Annotated in this window: 12 protein-coding genes; 8 read left to right on the forward strand and 4 right to left on the reverse strand. The window is 46.1% G+C overall.

What is annotated here, in order from left to right; genetic code table 11:
- Nucleotides 1-53 precede the first annotated feature (53 nt).
- From gcvH to JJU34_RS15755, 3 genes are all read left to right on the forward strand, one after another.
- A complete protein-coding gene (gcvH, locus tag JJU34_RS15745) occupies nucleotides 54-431 on the forward strand; it encodes a glycine cleavage system protein GcvH (RefSeq protein WP_228693360.1) in 378 nt (125 codons plus the stop codon).
- Nucleotides 432-471: 40 nt separating this feature from the next.
- Complete coding sequence (locus JJU34_RS15750) at nucleotides 472-813, forward strand: VanZ family protein (RefSeq protein WP_228693361.1); 342 nt, start codon at nucleotides 472-474, stop codon at nucleotides 811-813.
- A 73-nt stretch (nucleotides 814-886) separates the two neighbouring features.
- The gene (locus tag JJU34_RS15755) at nucleotides 887-1,561 is read left to right on the forward strand and encodes an energy transducer TonB (RefSeq protein ID WP_228693362.1); all 675 of its coding nucleotides are present in this window, start codon (nucleotides 887-889) and stop codon (nucleotides 1,559-1,561) included.
- A gap of 181 nt (nucleotides 1,562-1,742) precedes the next feature.
- Here JJU34_RS15755 and JJU34_RS15760 read toward each other — a convergent pair whose 3' ends face one another.
- Genes JJU34_RS15760 through JJU34_RS15770 form a run of 3 tightly spaced genes read right to left on the reverse strand, consistent with a single transcriptional unit; the run spans nucleotide 1,743 to nucleotide 7,224 of the window.
- Nucleotides 1,743-2,609: a YicC/YloC family endoribonuclease gene (locus JJU34_RS15760; protein WP_301005388.1), complete on the reverse strand. Its 867-nt coding sequence runs from the start codon at nucleotides 2,607-2,609 to the stop codon at nucleotides 1,743-1,745.
- Nucleotides 2,610-2,638: 29 nt separating this feature from the next.
- On the reverse strand, nucleotides 2,639-6,142 hold the full coding sequence (locus tag JJU34_RS15765) for a biopolymer transporter Tol (RefSeq protein WP_228693364.1): 3,504 nt from the start codon (nucleotides 6,140-6,142) through the stop codon (nucleotides 2,639-2,641).
- A 29-nt stretch (nucleotides 6,143-6,171) separates the two neighbouring features.
- Nucleotides 6,172-7,224, reverse strand: coding sequence for an FAD-dependent oxidoreductase (locus JJU34_RS15770; protein ID WP_228693365.1), 1,053 nt, complete (start codon nucleotides 7,222-7,224; stop codon nucleotides 6,172-6,174).
- 54 nt (nucleotides 7,225-7,278) lie between these two features.
- Here JJU34_RS15770 and JJU34_RS15775 point away from each other — a divergent pair, with 54 nt between their 5' ends.
- The 5 genes from JJU34_RS15775 to JJU34_RS15795 all read left to right on the forward strand — a co-directional run bounded on the left by JJU34_RS15775 (nucleotide 7,279) and on the right by JJU34_RS15795 (nucleotide 14,384).
- Nucleotides 7,279-7,929 carry an MBL fold metallo-hydrolase gene (locus tag JJU34_RS15775; RefSeq protein ID WP_228693366.1) on the forward strand — a complete coding sequence of 217 codons (651 nt, stop codon included), beginning with the start codon at nucleotides 7,279-7,281 and terminating at the stop codon, nucleotides 7,927-7,929.
- Between the two features lie 2 nt (nucleotides 7,930-7,931).
- Complete coding sequence (gene pssA / locus JJU34_RS15780) at nucleotides 7,932-8,630, forward strand: CDP-diacylglycerol--serine O-phosphatidyltransferase (protein WP_366512719.1); 699 nt, start codon at nucleotides 7,932-7,934, stop codon at nucleotides 8,628-8,630.
- Nucleotides 8,614-11,895, forward strand: coding sequence for a type IX secretion system sortase PorU (gene porU, locus JJU34_RS15785; protein ID WP_228693368.1), 3,282 nt, complete (start codon nucleotides 8,614-8,616; stop codon nucleotides 11,893-11,895). Before pssA ends, porU begins: the two co-directional genes overlap by 17 nt.
- Nucleotides 11,892-13,109: a type IX secretion system outer membrane channel protein PorV gene (gene porV, locus JJU34_RS15790; RefSeq protein WP_228693369.1), complete on the forward strand. Its 1,218-nt coding sequence runs from the start codon at nucleotides 11,892-11,894 to the stop codon at nucleotides 13,107-13,109. Before porU ends, porV begins: the two co-directional genes overlap by 4 nt.
- 96 nt (nucleotides 13,110-13,205) lie before the next feature.
- Nucleotides 13,206-14,384: a pitrilysin family protein gene (locus JJU34_RS15795; protein ID WP_366512720.1), complete on the forward strand. Its 1,179-nt coding sequence runs from the start codon at nucleotides 13,206-13,208 to the stop codon at nucleotides 14,382-14,384.
- Here the strand turns inward: JJU34_RS15795 and JJU34_RS15800 are convergent, their stop codons facing one another.
- Nucleotides 14,385-15,338: a glycosyltransferase gene (locus JJU34_RS15800; protein ID WP_228693371.1), complete on the reverse strand. Its 954-nt coding sequence runs from the start codon at nucleotides 15,336-15,338 to the stop codon at nucleotides 14,385-14,387.
- Nucleotides 15,339-15,406: the final 68 nt, after the last annotated feature.

A 15,406-nucleotide genomic window follows, 5' to 3' on the forward strand; every position in this document is an offset into this window, starting at 1 on the left:
TTCAACAATAGCGTAAACCTTGTATTTTTGAGTATTCAATAGAACTAACACATATGAACATTCCAGAGGAGTTAAAGTACACAAAAGACCATGAGTGGGTAAAAGTAGATGGCGACATCGCAACGGTCGGCATTACAGAATTTGCCCAAAGAGAGCTCGGTGATATCGTATACGTTGAGGTAGAAACCATCGGCGAAACATTGGAAAAAGGTGAGGTATTCGGCACCGTGGAAGCCGTTAAAACGGTCTCTGATTTGTTCATGCCAGTTTCCGGGGAGGTTACGGAATTAAACGAGGAATTGGAATCGTCTCCCGAAATAGTAAACGAAGATCCTTATGGCAAAGGGTGGATGATAACAATCAAACTCACCGAAGGCTTACCGGACGACCTGCTGTCAGCAGAAGCTTACGCAGAGCTAATTGGTGAATAAGGCGCTGTCATACCGCTTGTTTCCTGCTATATTATGGACCATGGGTCTTTTATATGCCGTACTATCACCCGGCAGCAGCGTTCCGAAGCTACCCACCTTTCCCGGGTTCGATAAATTGGTTCATTTTACGCTTTTCTTTGGATTGGTGTTTCTTTGGGCCAGGGTTTGGAACAAGCCAGCTACCGGTGAAATAAAAATTCAAAAAATAATTCTTAATTACTTAGTTTTTGGAGTTATTTTAGCTATCTTTACAGAGTACCTGCAAGCATACGTTCCTAATCGATCGTTTGATTACTTAGATATCGGTGCAAATATAACTGGCGGAACCATCGGAATGGTTTTGTTTGTTTATTTGAATAAGAAGCGAAGCATTCTTGTATAAGTGAAAAATATTTGCTAGAATTGTTTCCGTTAATGTGAAATAATAATTTAACAACAATAAAGGACAATCAATCATGGAAGCTAAGAAAACGCCAAAAGCTGATTTGACCAAGAAGACGGGCATGTTCCTGAATCTAGGTTTGCTGGTAAGCGTTGGTCTTGTCCTATTTGCCTTTGAGTACAAATCCTATGGAGATGGATTGCTCAAAGATTTAGGATCAATCAACGATGAATTCGAAGAACTGTTGGACATTCCGATCACGGAACAGCCACCACCACCACCGCCACCAATTGAGCAGCCTGAAATCAAAGAGATCCCAGATGAAGTTGAAATCGAAGAAAAAATCGAGGTAAACTTTGACGTGGATGTAAAAGAAGAAACGGTGATCAAGGAAGTGGTCATCGAAGATGCACCGGTTGTTGAAAAAGCCGATGAAATTTTTGATGTTGTAGAAAACATGCCAACTCCTCCGGGAGGTATGGAAGGATGGCATAAGTACCTTCAGAAAAACCTTAAGTACCCTACCCAAGCGAGACGTATGGGTATAGAAGGTACGGTATATGTAGTATTCGTTGTAAATACTGACGGATCCATCCAAGACGTAGATATCCTGCGAGGTATAGGAGGCGGTTGTGACGAGGAAGCTATGCGGGTAGTTAGAGAAGCTCCAGCATGGGAACCAGGTAAGCAGCGTGGTAGGCCAGTACGTGTAAAGATGCGACTCCCTATCAGGTTCAAGCTTAGCTAACAACGTTGATAAAAACATAAAAAAGGCTACCAGCTAAATGTTGGTAGCCTTTTTTTATCCTTAGTGAGTTGCATCACAGGAAAAGAATTCTGCGTCTTGGAGGAAGAAAGATTCTAATTGTCAAGTCGCCTTTACAGCGCGTTATTCAAAGTCTGAACATGAATATGACGGAAATAAACAACTATAGGATATTCAGTACTTGCTCTTTGATCTTCTCAAGCTCATCTTTCATTTGAATAACCGTCTGCTGCACAGTTACGTCATTTGCCTTGGAGCCGATTGTGTTGATTTCCCTGCCTATTTCCTGCCCGATGAATCCTAGCTTTTTTCCTTGGGTTTCCTCCGATTGTAGCACCTTGCTAAAATACCTCAAATGAGTCTCTAAACGGACGATCTCTTCTGTGATATCCAGTCTCTCAAAATAATAAATCAACTCCTGCTCAAAACGGTTTTGATCGAAACTGCTCTCCTCCAACCACTCCGAAAAGTGATTTCGGATTTTATCTTTGATCCGGGATTTTCGGATGGGATCTTCGGTTCGGATTCGTTCCAATCCATTGGCTAATGCTGCCAGATTCTCCTCGAACTTGTCGTAGAGAGATGCTCCTTCCTGTGCTCTAAATTCATTGCATTTTTGGAGAGCACTTTCTACCACTTGCGCAATCAGCCCCCATTCTGTCAAATCCCTTGGTGTCTCTGAGTGATTAGAAAGCACATTGGGCGACTGCAATACCAGTCTAAAAAGGTCGTCTGTACGAAGATCAGCCTGATCTGCCAGTCCTTTGAATTCACGTACATAGGCATGAAATAAACTCCGATTGATGGAAACCGGTAGCTGCTCGTAATTCTTTTCGATTACTTCAATCGTCAAAGAAACCTTCCCCCTCACCAACTTTTCAGAGATCAGGTTCCTAAGCTCCAGTTCCTTTTCGCCATATTGCTTGGGAAACTTAAGGGAGAGATCCAAAAATTTAGAATTCAGCGTCTTAACCTCAACCTGTATTCTGCACTGTTCATTCTCGAAGTCAGCTACACCGTAGCCGGTCATGGATTTAATCATGCCGCAATATACAGCCCTTAGAAATTGTATCCTAGAGTGACATAGAATCTCATTTTTTCTACATCGTAGTTGCGTATTGGTCGGGCTGCATCAAACTTTACGTAGTAATTCAGCAACACCGTTCTTAGACCAGCTCCATAACTTTGAAGCCACGGGTTGTTGAAATTGTTAAGTGTGATGATAAATGGAGAACCTTCCGTACGTATGACTTCCGTATTCTGGTCATTGATTCGCTCCCAAGGCGCTGCACTGTTCCAGGAGGACCCTGCATCATAAAATCCCACGAGCTGGAAGTTCCGGACAAAATTGGAAGTGATGTTGCCTCGGGAAAGGTACGCAAACAGGGGTACTCGCAATTCCGACGTAAAAGTAATCACGTTCCTACCTCTAATCTCATCGTAGTTATACCCACGCAAATCCACAAACTCGGTAAAAAGGATATTTGAGTTTTCGACCCAATCTGGATTTCTCACCGGGGAGACCTCCGGTCTGTTGCTGGGCGGCTGATGAAACTGGTTGAAGAGCCAATTGTCCATCCCTCCCACCAGGTATTGCTGTGGATTATTGCCAAAGAAACTGCCTCCAAACACCCTCATGGCCAACGTGATGTTTTTGTGGATCTTTTGATAGTTTCGCAAATCCACAAAGGCATTGCTGAACGAACGCTGAGCATCGGATAATCCCTGATAATGCGTCACGCCAATCTTTCCTTTAAAACCCTGCTCCATGTAGAGCCCCAATAGGCGAGTCTTATCAACTACAAATTCCGCTCGTCCACCCGCATAGTTTACGTCAAAGCGGTTCTGCCGTTCGTCTCTGCCGCGCAATATGGAGTCGGGATTTAGATTAAAGTATTGGGTCTTTGCTACAAATGGACTTAATGTAAAACGGGTACTCACCGAGAATGGGTAAGAAATGCCCAATTCGGACTTGGTAAGCACATATTTCTGGGTAGGCATATTGCCTTCTTTTTGGCTAATAGCCCGTCTATCAAACCTAGCTCGCAAATCAATCCTGCTTTTCAGGTATTCGTATTCGAAAAAGACGTCACTGCCAGAACTAAAATCCAAGGCTGTCATGATCCCTCCTCTTACGGAGTGATTGTCTAGCAGATCGCTCATTTTTCCATGCAAGTTGATGGCAAATCCTCTTAACGGATCCACTCCAAAGTTGGTATTTAAACTGGTCGTAGTAAACAATGGCGTATACCTTCTTGGGCCAGTCACCCTTTTCACCATCGCCTGCTGCCTGAAAGCCTCCAAAATATTACTCCTGCCAACTGCTCCCGGCTGTTGCTGCTGCGGTTGCTGAGCTTGCTGCTGTAGCGTGCTGCCCGGCGGTATGGTATCAAAAGCGTACTCGTCGGTGTTGATACCTCCTTCCCGCTCAAAACGCAGGCGATCCAGGCTAATCGCTCCGGTCATCGGCTGCGATGGGGAAGGCAGGGTGTCTCCCGCGGTGGCTTGCTGATTCACAGAAGGAGGTGTAGCTGAGGCTGAGGGCGTAACAGAAGAGGGTACGCGACTCTCCGGACGAGGAGCTCCTCCTATCAGAAGGCTTTCAAGATCTACACCTCCGACAATCGTTGTGTCTGCTAGCACCTGTCCGTCCTCTGTACGGCGCTGGCTACGATCTATCAAGGCAGGTGCTGGCTCCGGTGATTCATCGGCACGATCGGGTTCATCGTCGTCCTCCTCTGTCTCGCGTTGGATGCGACGGGACGAAATACGCTCGTTCAACTGCTTCGCCTGCTGAATTTGAAGCCGGGGTGTACTGGGGGTGAATTGGTCTAGATTTGGGAAATTCTCCAAAACCAACCGACTCTGATTTCCATCTCTTATGGCATAGGCCCATTTGTTGGCACTCAGTGAATAATCGAACGTTTCTACACTTCGGTTAAATGCAGATACCTGACTGCTGACCAGGTTTCCTAAGCCAAACCGCATAATATTCATAATGCCACTCTGCTCGCTCAAATGAAGTACCGTAGTATTATTTAACTTCCGAGGCATGATATTCACGTGGTTGACATTGGTCAACTTGGTATGAACCAAGGTATCGTTGCCGGTTTCCAGCATAAAAATGTTGTAGTAATCCGGTAGATTATTTACATCGATATTGCCGGTCAATAGGCTGTCAGGAAGGTCGGTTTTATTAGAAGCATAGATGATCGTAGAATCGTTCAAAAAGACGGGTGTTCTATTGTCAAATACGTCGTTGGTGATGCGTCGTCCCTGACCCCGCATATTTAGCGTGTAGATATCCGTTTTCCCGTTAGAAATGGCGGATAAGACCATGGTACGCCCACTTGGAGCAAAATCCAAATCCAGAATCTGTGTCAGGTTACGCAGGAATATTTTATCCTGCGAGCTACCGTCAATCGCCCGCATGCGGATGGTAGTCACTCCACGCTTAAAGCCTGCAAGCACCAAACTCAAGGTGTCTCGCCAAGCAATGGCCGGTGTGGTGAGGTCTGCTTCCTGATCAAAAGAAGAGTACCCACCCCGAAAAATAATCCGCTCCCGGCTATTGGAGAGGTCGCGTATAATGACCCGATACTTTCCGTCGTTGTTCAGGACGTAGGCCAGGTTTTTCCCGTCCGGGCTGAACTTCACAGACGTAATCGAACCATATTTGTTTTTAGAAGTGGAAGCAATCTCGTTGTTTTGGTTGATGTCTTTAAATGTATTCAGCACCTGCGTATTCAATCCGGTATAAAAAGACCTCCATTCGGTCTGGAAATCTTTGAACCTCCTCCCCAAGGTGTTGGCGATACTGCTCTCTTCATTCCTATTGATTCTACTCAAATTCAGAATGCTCGATATATATCTTCGGCCAAATCGCTCTACGATAAAATTCCAAATGGACTGCCCAACCAAAGCGGCCTCCTGCGGGTTCAGCTTGTGAAATTTCGGGTTCTCGTTTCCGTCCAAATAGTGCCGCACAAAGTCGTCCATCTCCATGTCCCACCCGTATGCCATGTACCGCGCAGCACCATCGATAAACCAATCCGGGAAATTATTGATCAAGTTTGACTGAAAAGCGTCGCTGATGCTCGAACCATAGAGCATCTCTTCCATGATAATTTTAGACGTTTGAAAAAGCAGGTCCTTTTTAAACGACTCCCAAGATCCAGTGAAGGGGACTTCAGCCAATAGCTTGGAAAAAAAAGTCTGCCCATCAATCGTGTAATTATTTTTGTTCAGGTTCAGGTTACTTTCGAGTAGCTCTTGGTTGGAATTGTAAATAAAAATCTTTGGCTTTGTGTAGGCCACGTAACCGATCGTCTGGGTAAGTCGGTCAAACTCACCTTCCAAAAAGTCTATCGCATACCGGGCATTCGTGATCCCTCCGTCATAAAAATAAACTTCGAAGTTGTTCGAACTAAAGTGATACCACTCCTTATTCTTGTGCTGAACCCGATTTTTTCCAAATCGCTCTTGATCGAACTGCGCGTTGGCCAAATGAAGGTTACCAACCACGAAAATGATAATAAACAGGGGTAGAAATCTAACGCTCATTTACTTTCCTTCATCTAGAAACTGATTCTTTAAATATACTTAAAAAAACGATTTATGTTCACCTCTTTAGAAGGTTCCTTATTAAAAGTTAGCAAATTACTCATTTCAATGCTTAAATAAGGAGCCATCGAGACTCCTTTTGCCCCTAGTCCGTTGAATATATATAACTGATTATGAGAAGGGTGCCGTCCTAAGAACGGCTTCCTGTCTTTGGTCGCTGGACGTATGCCCCATTCGTGCTTATGTATGGCTGTCAAAGGTGGATTTATGAGCGCACGCAATTTCTCAAGCAATTCACTTTTGCCCTTCTCCGTGGCGCCCGAATCCAAATCATTGTTATCATAAGTAGACCCCACCCGGTGAAGTCCACCGCTAAGAGTAATACGAAATACCCCGCGGTTAATTATCTCATCCGGAGAAAATGATTGTGCCACAGACAAAATTTCTCCACGAACAGGCCGGAAAGGCAACCACGAAAAATAACGGCTTTCCATCGCGCCCAATCCATTGGTATAAACGATCGATCTGGCCTCTATATCGCCGTAAGCTACTCCCTTCGAATGGAACGTAAGCTTTGATTCGTCAAATACCTCACGGGTCAGCAGGCCTTCCTCCTCCAACCAGGCAGCATAGGCGTCCAACAGGTTGGGAATATTCAAGTAGCCGCACTGATCGAGCAACACACCGCCATAGGGGTCGTTGACGGCCTCATACCTGGATGTCGTACGGATTTCGAGCAGGTATCGGCGAAATTCATCCCGACTGCTGTGGCCCATCCACTCGTTTTGCTCCTCCACATTCAAAAATGGCCGGTAGATGGGCTTAGGTTCTAAAAAACGCTGGCCCAAACGCTCTTCCATGCTCCGGTAAAAAGGTTCGATTGCTGGAAAATGCAAATCTGCGGCCCAAGTCTTAACCATCTTTCTACCCGTAATGGGGTTGTAAAGGCCGGCTGCCACCCGAGAACTCTTTTGCAATCCGGGTGTATCCACCAGATGTACCCGATGACCCTGAGCCAGCAATCTCCACGACAATACCGTTCCAGCCAATCCTTGGCCGATCAGTAAAAAATCAGTTTTCATACCCAAAATTAAATCATTATTCGTTATTTTGAAGTAAAATTAATCCATTTGCCCATGCAGATAAAAACCTTTACGTTTAATCCATTTATGGAGAACACCTATGTGCTGTTTGACGAGACAAAAAAGGCGGTAGTGATAGATCCGGGGTGCCATAATAAACAAGAAAGGGCCGAACTCTTTGACTTCATACAATCCCAGGACCTTGAACCCGTGAGGCTCCTTAATACCCATTGCCACATCGACCACGTGTTGGGGAATGCTTTTATACAGAACAGCTATGATATTCCCCTTTGGTACCATAGAGACGAAGATCCAATTCTAAAATCTGTACCTGCCTATGCGCCGAATTATGGATTTCCCCATTTTCAAGAAAGTAAGGCCGACCACTTTATTTCTGACGGTGAAATCATAAAATTTGGAAACCAGCAATTAAAGGCAATTTTGGTACCTGGGCATTCTCCAGGACACTTGGTATTTTATCACGAGGCTTCAAAAATCTGCATTGGGGGCGACACCCTTTTTCAGGGCAGTATCGGCCGCACCGATCTACCCGGTGGAGATACAAATACCTTGTTATCAGCCATCAAAGAACGCCTGTTTTCCCTGCCAAACGATGTAGTGGTATTCCCTGGCCACGGACCGGAAACTACCATTGGCGTGGAGAAAATTACCAATCCTTTTGTAGGTAAAAACGCTAGATTTTGACGGTGAAAAAGCACATTCCCAACCTAATCACTTGCCTGAACCTTTGCAGTGGGATGGCCGGCATATACGTTGTCTTGGAAGGCCGAATACTCTGGGGTGCGTATTTTGTCATGGCAGCCGCAGTGTTTGATTTTTTGGACGGTTTTTTGGCAAAACTACTCAGTGCCCACAGCGAAATAGGAAAGCAACTGGATTCCCTAGCAGATATGGTCACCTTTGGAGTGCTGCCGGCATTCATCGCCTTTAAGCTGCTCCAAAGTGGGGGTCAGTTAGAATACCTCCCCTATCTCGCATTTCTAATTGGTATTCAATCCGCACTTCGTTTGGCTAAATTTAACATCGATGAACGGCAAAGTGAACGGTTTATTGGCCTGCCTACCCCTGCCAACGCCTTGTTTTTCAGTACGCTACCGCATTTGGCCCTGTCCATCCCTTCGCTAGGAAAAACCCTCCTTCACCCTATTGTACTAGGTCTATTGGTTGTCATTTTCGCTTTTCTTCTAACCGCAGAGCTCCCTCTGCTTGCCCTAAAGTTTAAAACATTTTCTGTTAAAAAGAACTTTCTAAAGTACACTCTATTGGCTGTTGGGTTTTTCGTTTTGGTATTTTGGGGTGTCGGAGGCGTTCCTTTTATCATCGTGACCTACCTAGGCCTCTCAATGGTAGATCATTCCCTAACGAAAAATGCCGTCCAACTTTAATATATGGACCTCACTAGCCACGCTCACCGTTTGGTTGTCAAGTGTGGGCACATTGAGTGCCCAGGCATTTTTAATCACAACCGAAAAGGAAGGTATCTATAAAATCACCCAATCGAAAGCCCGGTCATTGGGCTTGGGTGACCTCGAAGAGATCAGCGTCTATGGGGTAAACGGCATGCTTCCTCAACGATTGGATTCAGCCGCGTTGGACATGTTGGAGCTTCCTGGACAGCTCATCAATGACGCTCTTTACTATTACCTTTCCGGACCAGACACCTTCACATGGAAGGAAAAAACCCCGGATTTTCAGGTTAACCACTATTCCGAAATTCAACACTTTATTATCACTGGGAAATCGCCATCTCCAAAACGTATTTCAGCGTCAATTCACGCGGGGCATACCTCAGACCTCCATACCAACCCCTCGACTCCCTGGTACGCTATGGAAAGCTACCATCAACCCGCGTTCAACCTGCTGCAATCGGGGCGTGATTGGTTTGGACATCGGATGTTCTCCGGGCAAACGGCCAATATAACCCTTCCTGTTCATTCTGCCTTTGACTCAGAGCACCATGTACTGTTTTCTGCTACGCTTCTCGCTCAATCCACTTCCGAGAGCCAGTTTACCACAGCACTAAATGGCGAAGCAATCAACGAATCGTCTATCCCCTCGATTCCAGCTAGCACCTATGGAATCAAAGGGAGAGAGCATACCGCCTCCGAGCGCATTGTATTACAATCCGCCTCTCAACTACAGGTGCAGTTTGCATTCCAAACAGCCGACCGGAACGGCACCGGCTATTTGAAGCATCTATGGGTGGGCATTCCAGTTAATCCCTCGTTGGTTGAAAATCTCGTCCTGTACCGTCCTCGAGCCACCAGTGATATTACCCTAGAAATTCCGGATAATCGTCGGGTTTGGTCCCTTGGGACTCAAGTGCAAGAAATCGAACATGCAGGCACTCTTCGTTCAGAAGTATCAAAAATCGCTTGGTTCGACCCCAGATCGGTACCGGAGATGACTATTACTAGACCCGTGGATCTATCCCTCCGTGAGGAAACCTCCTTCCCGGAACTATGGATCGTAACGGCACCACAACTGATGACGGAAGCCAATCGCCTGGCTTCGTTCAAAAACGGTTCAGGTATTTCTGCAAAAGCGGTAAGTATCGATGCAATATTTGACTCATTCGGATATGGAAATCCAGATCCAAGTGCTCTACGAAACTTCTTGGCCAACCAATACCATCGAGGTAAATCCCTACAAAACGTACTCCTTTTAGGGAAAGGCACGTTTGATTTCAAGCAAATACTTGGCGGAGAGCCGAGTCTAGTACCCACATACAGTTCCCGAAACAGCCTGAACCCACTTACTACATACAGCTCGGATGATTATTTTGGCTTCCTTACTTTCGGTGATGGAGAGTGGGAAGAATCAAATGCCGGTGACCATCTGATGAACATTGGAGTAGGAAGAATTCCCGCTACAAGCTTGGAGGACGCAAGACATGCAGTGGATAAGATCGTGCATTATTCCAGTTGGTCCGGCACAGAAGGAGATTGGAAAAGGAGGGTGCTCTTAATGGCCGACGATGGAGACAATAATATACACGTCCATGATGCCGAGGCCCATGCTTCGTTTTTGTTCAGAAATCACCCGGAATTCATCGTAGATAAACTCTATTTAGACCGCTTTGAACAATTGAACACGGGCAGTGCGCAGGAATCCCCCGCGGCAAGGGCGTTCTTACATGAATGGCTGAAGGAGTCCGGACTATTGATCAATTACATTGGTCACGGAAACGAAACGACATTGACCGCAGAGGGACTATTTCGGGTCACTGATATCGCTGACATGCCTGTGTCAAATCGCCTACCTGTATTTGTAACGGCCACCTGCGAATTTGGCAGGCACGATAGCCCGATGATTCAATCCGCCGCTGAAAGGCTGCTCCTCACCCCGCGCAAAGGAGCGATCGCCTTACTTACCACCGGACGGCCGGTGTTTAGCAGTGTCAACTTCCTGCTAAACCGGGCATTCATTGAAAACATGTTTTCCAGGCCCAACGGGGAGTACCTTTCGTTGGGGGAAATATTTCGTCAGACAAAAAACAATAGTCTAAGCGGCTCCCTAAACCGAAATTTTTCCCTTCTGGGAGACCCATCTCTCAAACTATCCCTTCCAGAATATCACATGGGAGAGCTGATGCTCACGGATGCATCCATGGAGGTGGAAGTGGATACTATCCGGGCGATGCAGCAGATTCGTTTTCGCGGCACGGTGGTCGAACCGCTTTCTCGAGCAGTCGGTTCGGGATTTGACGGTACATTTGATATCCGTGTATTAGACAAACCCCTTACCTTAAGGACACGTGGCGATGAAAGCCAACCGATAGATTTTCTTGAAAATAGCGCCCTGCTGCACCGAGGAGTTGGAAAGATCGAACAGGGACAATTTGAAGGAAGCTTTTTTGTTGGAAAAAACATCAACTACCAACTTGGAGAAGGCAGCATTCAACTTTTTGGCCAGGCTACCGGAACGGCCGGCGAAATGATGGGAGCGATGCGGGTACAGGTGGGAGGTACCTATCCTACTTCCTTGAAAGACACCGAAGGTCCGCGCATCGCAGTGACCTACGATCGGGACAATTTCCTTCCAAGCGGAAAACTATCTACTACACAGGTTCGGTTAACGGTCTCTTTTGAGGATCCCTCCGGCATAAACATCTCTCCCATTAACCTGGGTCAGGACCTCACGCTACAGCTAAATCATCAGGCTCCTCTGACGCTAAATCACCTGTTTCGCTCACTGGATTCCGGGTTTGAACGGGGAGCATTGGAGTTGGTGCTTACGGGTCTGCAAGAAGGTGAAAACCGAATCGTCCTGACAGCTTTTGACAACTTGGGCAACCGTACGGTGAAGGAGATTCGACTGGACGTGACCGGGGTTCATTCAATCAAAATCTTGGCTGCATCCAACTACCCCAACCCCGCGTCGCATCAAACGGCCTTTCAGATCTGGCATAACCGACCGGGGGAGACGATCGGTGTGGTATTGCAGATTTTTTCGATTGACGGTCGTGAAATATTTTCAACGGAAAGACGTTTTCAAAACGCTGGTGAAAACATCAGAGGGCTTGATTGGATATTTTCAGAGGGCAACGCTGTATTTCCCATAAAAGGAACGTATATTTATCATTTAAAACTCTCTTCTGAGGAAGACCGTACTTCTGACCAGATCGGGGGAAAATTGTTGATTAAATGAAGATCAGAAAACTTATTTACACGCTATTTTTTTTGGCAACGGTTTTTTTGGAACCCCATTTTGTGGTAGCCCAGAATTCCGTGACCTTATTTGGCCAGCAGGATCCTAACAGGAGAGTCATCACCACGGCGGTACCCTTCTTGAATTTTGCGCCCGACAGCCGTCATTCGGCCATGGGCGATGTGGGAGTAGCCACCACTCCCGATGCCAATTCGGCACATTGGAATGCGGCCAAACTTGCGTTTATCGATTCGGATATGGGATTTTCGCTCTCTTACTCCCCTTGGCTGGGACGTTTGGTACCCGATATGTCAGTCAATTACCTGACCGGCTACAAGCGCATTGACAATGTTTCCGCATTTGGATTGGATCTGAGGTATTTCGACATGGGGTCCATCCAACTCACCAATGAAAACGGGGACCCTTTGGGCGACTTTAACCCTAGAGATATTGCTATTGGAGGAACTTACTCCCGGAAATTATCCGACAATCTATCGTTGGGGATATCTGCCAGATTTATTCATTCCAACCTTTCTGGAAACATCTCCTCTGCGGGCGGCAACGAAAGCCGTCCGGGTGTTAGCGTGGGGACAGACATCGGCGTATATCATCAATCAGAGGTCCTGGTGTCCGGAAAAGAGGCATTGTGGTCGTGGGGATTAAACATGTCAAACATAGGCCCAAAAATCACCTACAACAGTGCAGAGGATTTGGATTATCTGCCTACCAATTTCCGTTTGGGTACTGCGCTCAAGATCCCGATGGATAATTTTAACAACATAACTTTTGCCCTGGATTTCAATAAGTTGATGGTACCAACTCCGCCCTTGTATGAACGAAACGCAAACGGTCAGATCGTGCGGGACCCCGTAACCAACCGCCCTAGCATACTTGCAGGAAACGATCCTACCCGTCCCCTGCTGAGTGGTATGTTCGGTTCATTTGGGGATGCGCCGGGAGGATTTCGGGAAGAGCTTCAGGAAGTCATGATTTCCTTTGGTGTAGAATACGACTATGACGGCAAGTTTGCGGTTAGAACGGGTTATTTCTACGAAAATCCACGAAAAGGAGGCAGGCGGTACTTCACCATGGGAGTGGGTTTCCGAATAATCGAAGGTCTTTCCTTTGATTTCTCGTACTTAGTACCTCAGACTCAAAATCATCCGCTGGCTGAAACGCTCCGCTTGTCACTCGCCTATAACATCTCCAAATAAGCGATGCTTGACAGACGAATAGCTCCGGCATTTCAAATACCAGAACAAATAGAATTACGAGAACCTGACAAACGGACTCTTTTAAACGGAGTCCCTTTGTATTTTATACACACCCCGCAGGTCGACGCTATCCGACTGGAAGTTATCATGCCCTCGGCTGGACTTCCGCTTTCCTTAGAAAATTCACTGGTGCCTTTTTTTACGTTAAATATGCTTTTGGAAGGTACAAAGGAAATGAACTCGTCGGAGTTGGACGATTTTTTTGACTATTATGCGTCGGAAGTAGAGATACATACCGGATACGAGCAGCAGGGACTTTCTCTGTTGACTACCCGCAAGCACTTTCGGGAAGTTCTACCGGTATTTCGTTCCTTATTTACCGAAGCCACTTTTCCCGAAAAAGAACTTCAGAAGAGAAAGTCACAAAAAAAACTTACCATTAATCTTCAATTTGATCAAACCGGTGCACGTGGCAACCAATTGATCCGCAGGGTGCTTTTTGGAGAAAACCATCCGTTTGGATATATCTCCGAGGAAACCCATGTGGACGCAGTCACCAAAAGAGCAATCCGAGAATACTACGACCAATACTTTCGGGTTTCCCCGGAGATTTTCCTTACCGGGAATTTAGGAGATCGGGAGTTGGCGGAAATCGAGCGGTATTTTGGAGACCTTTCCTTCGACGAAGGCAAGTATTCGATGCCAGACCTTGAAACCTTCCCGGAAAAACGTCTGACAGAAATACGGCCTACCGCGGTTCAATCGAGTATTCGGTTGGGCAAAATCCTGATTCCAAAATCCAACCCGGACTTCTTTGCACTGATGATTGCGAATACTGCCCTGGGCGGGTATTTTGGTAGCCGCCTCGTTAAAAACATCCGGGAGGAGAAAGGTTTTACCTACGGTATTTCTAGTTTTCTGGGAAGCCTTAAATCTACGGATTATTGGATGGTACTAGCCGATATCAAAATGGGCTATGCGGAGCAAACCATCGAAGAAATCTACCGAGAGCTGGAGCTGCTCTGCAGTGTACCGATGGGTGAAGAGGAGGTATCCACGATTCGAAATTATTTGGTCGGAAACCTACTTTCCCAGTTTAGTAGCCCATTTGATCTAATGACCCGCTTCAAACGAGTTCACCTACAGGGCCTAGACTATTCCTTCTATGAGAAACAGCTTCATTATATGAAGACATTTTCAGCGGAGGAAATAATGGTAAAAAGCAGCGCTTATTTCAGGCCGGACACGATCAAAGAAGTAATTGTGGGCCCCTGATTACCTTCGCCGCAGCAGGGAGAAGAGCATGGATATATCCAATCGAGACGAGGCCCACAACCGATAAAATAGCACCTTCCAGCGCTGCATTTTTAACTCTGAAGCCAGTGACAACATTTTATCGGCGACATCGAAATTTGCCGAAGCCAATGCCTGTTTGGATTCGTACAAGATCCGCTTCAAAAGTGCCCGGTTCTCCTCAGCGGTACGGTTCATCTTTTTGATCTTCAAAAGCACTTGATACGTGGAAGGCAGCATACGGGAAGTCCCCTTTCGATATTGATGAGCTGCAAAGGAATTCGGAAGTATCCGCTTTACCACTCCGATATTCGGATCAAAAACAAAAGGATACTTACGGGCCAATCGCACCAGAATATCAAAATCCTCGTATACCAATTTTGTATCATATCCTCCCTCTAGCAAAAGCACATGAGTCCTAAACACCATCGAAACTGTGCTGATTGCGTATCGTTCTACTACCTCTTTGTACACATCTCCTTCCGGAACGGAACAAATAGGTTTCCCCTCCAAATTAGTGGGGTAAAAATGTTGCTGCCTGCCATCCGGATATAGTAAACTTACATTGGAAAAATAAACAGCGGCGTTGGAAGCTTCCAATCTATGAACAGCTGTAGACACATGACCCGGCAATAGTATGTCGTCTGCAGACAGATCGATGATGTATTTTCCGCTACAGTGAGAAAGAGCCTCGTTGAAAACTCGGCAATAATTCCCTGTCTCAGCATAAAAAAAAGTCTTCACAGGATTGAAAAAATCATGGAGCCAAATCCAATCTTCAATTACCTTCACCGAGTCGTCACTACTTCCATTATCTATTACCAAAAGTTCCAAATCCTTATATTGCTGATTCACCACGCTATTAAGCGCCTCAAAAACATACTTCTCATGATTGAATGAGGTGCAAATGATCGAAACAAGCGGCAATTGTGACATGAGGAAGCAGGAAACCACCGAATGCTTCGATTCAACCATTCATGCGAACAAAGGAGAAACTATTCGGA

The organism is Lunatimonas sp. (genome assembly GCF_020832325.1).
Lineage (GTDB): Bacteria > Bacteroidota > Bacteroidia > Cytophagales > Cyclobacteriaceae > Lunatimonas.

What these genes read in the sequence shown, in the direction of transcription:
- porU (WP_228693368.1), top strand. Translation starts at nt 8,614, where the DNA reads ATGCCGTCCAACTTTAATATATGGACCTCACTAGCCACGCTCACCGTT.
- JJU34_RS15755 (WP_228693362.1), top strand. Translation starts at nt 887, where the DNA reads ATGGAAGCTAAGAAAACGCCAAAAGCTGATTTGACCAAGAAGACGGGC.
- porV (WP_228693369.1), top strand. Translation starts at nt 11,892, where the DNA reads ATGAAGATCAGAAAACTTATTTACACGCTATTTTTTTTGGCAACGGTT.
- JJU34_RS15765 (WP_228693364.1), bottom strand. Translation starts at nt 6,142, where the DNA reads ATGAGCGTTAGATTTCTACCCCTGTTTATTATCATTTTCGTGGTTGGT.
- JJU34_RS15760 (WP_301005388.1), bottom strand. Translation starts at nt 2,609, where the DNA reads ATGACCGGCTACGGTGTAGCTGACTTCGAGAATGAACAGTGCAGAATA.
- JJU34_RS15775 (WP_228693366.1), top strand. Translation starts at nt 7,279, where the DNA reads ATGCAGATAAAAACCTTTACGTTTAATCCATTTATGGAGAACACCTAT.
- gcvH (WP_228693360.1), top strand. Translation starts at nt 54, where the DNA reads ATGAACATTCCAGAGGAGTTAAAGTACACAAAAGACCATGAGTGGGTA.
- JJU34_RS15750 (WP_228693361.1), top strand. Translation starts at nt 472, where the DNA reads ATGGGTCTTTTATATGCCGTACTATCACCCGGCAGCAGCGTTCCGAAG.
- JJU34_RS15770 (WP_228693365.1), bottom strand. Translation starts at nt 7,224, where the DNA reads ATGAAAACTGATTTTTTACTGATCGGCCAAGGATTGGCTGGAACGGTA.
- JJU34_RS15800 (WP_228693371.1), bottom strand. Translation starts at nt 15,338, where the DNA reads ATGTCACAATTGCCGCTTGTTTCGATCATTTGCACCTCATTCAATCAT.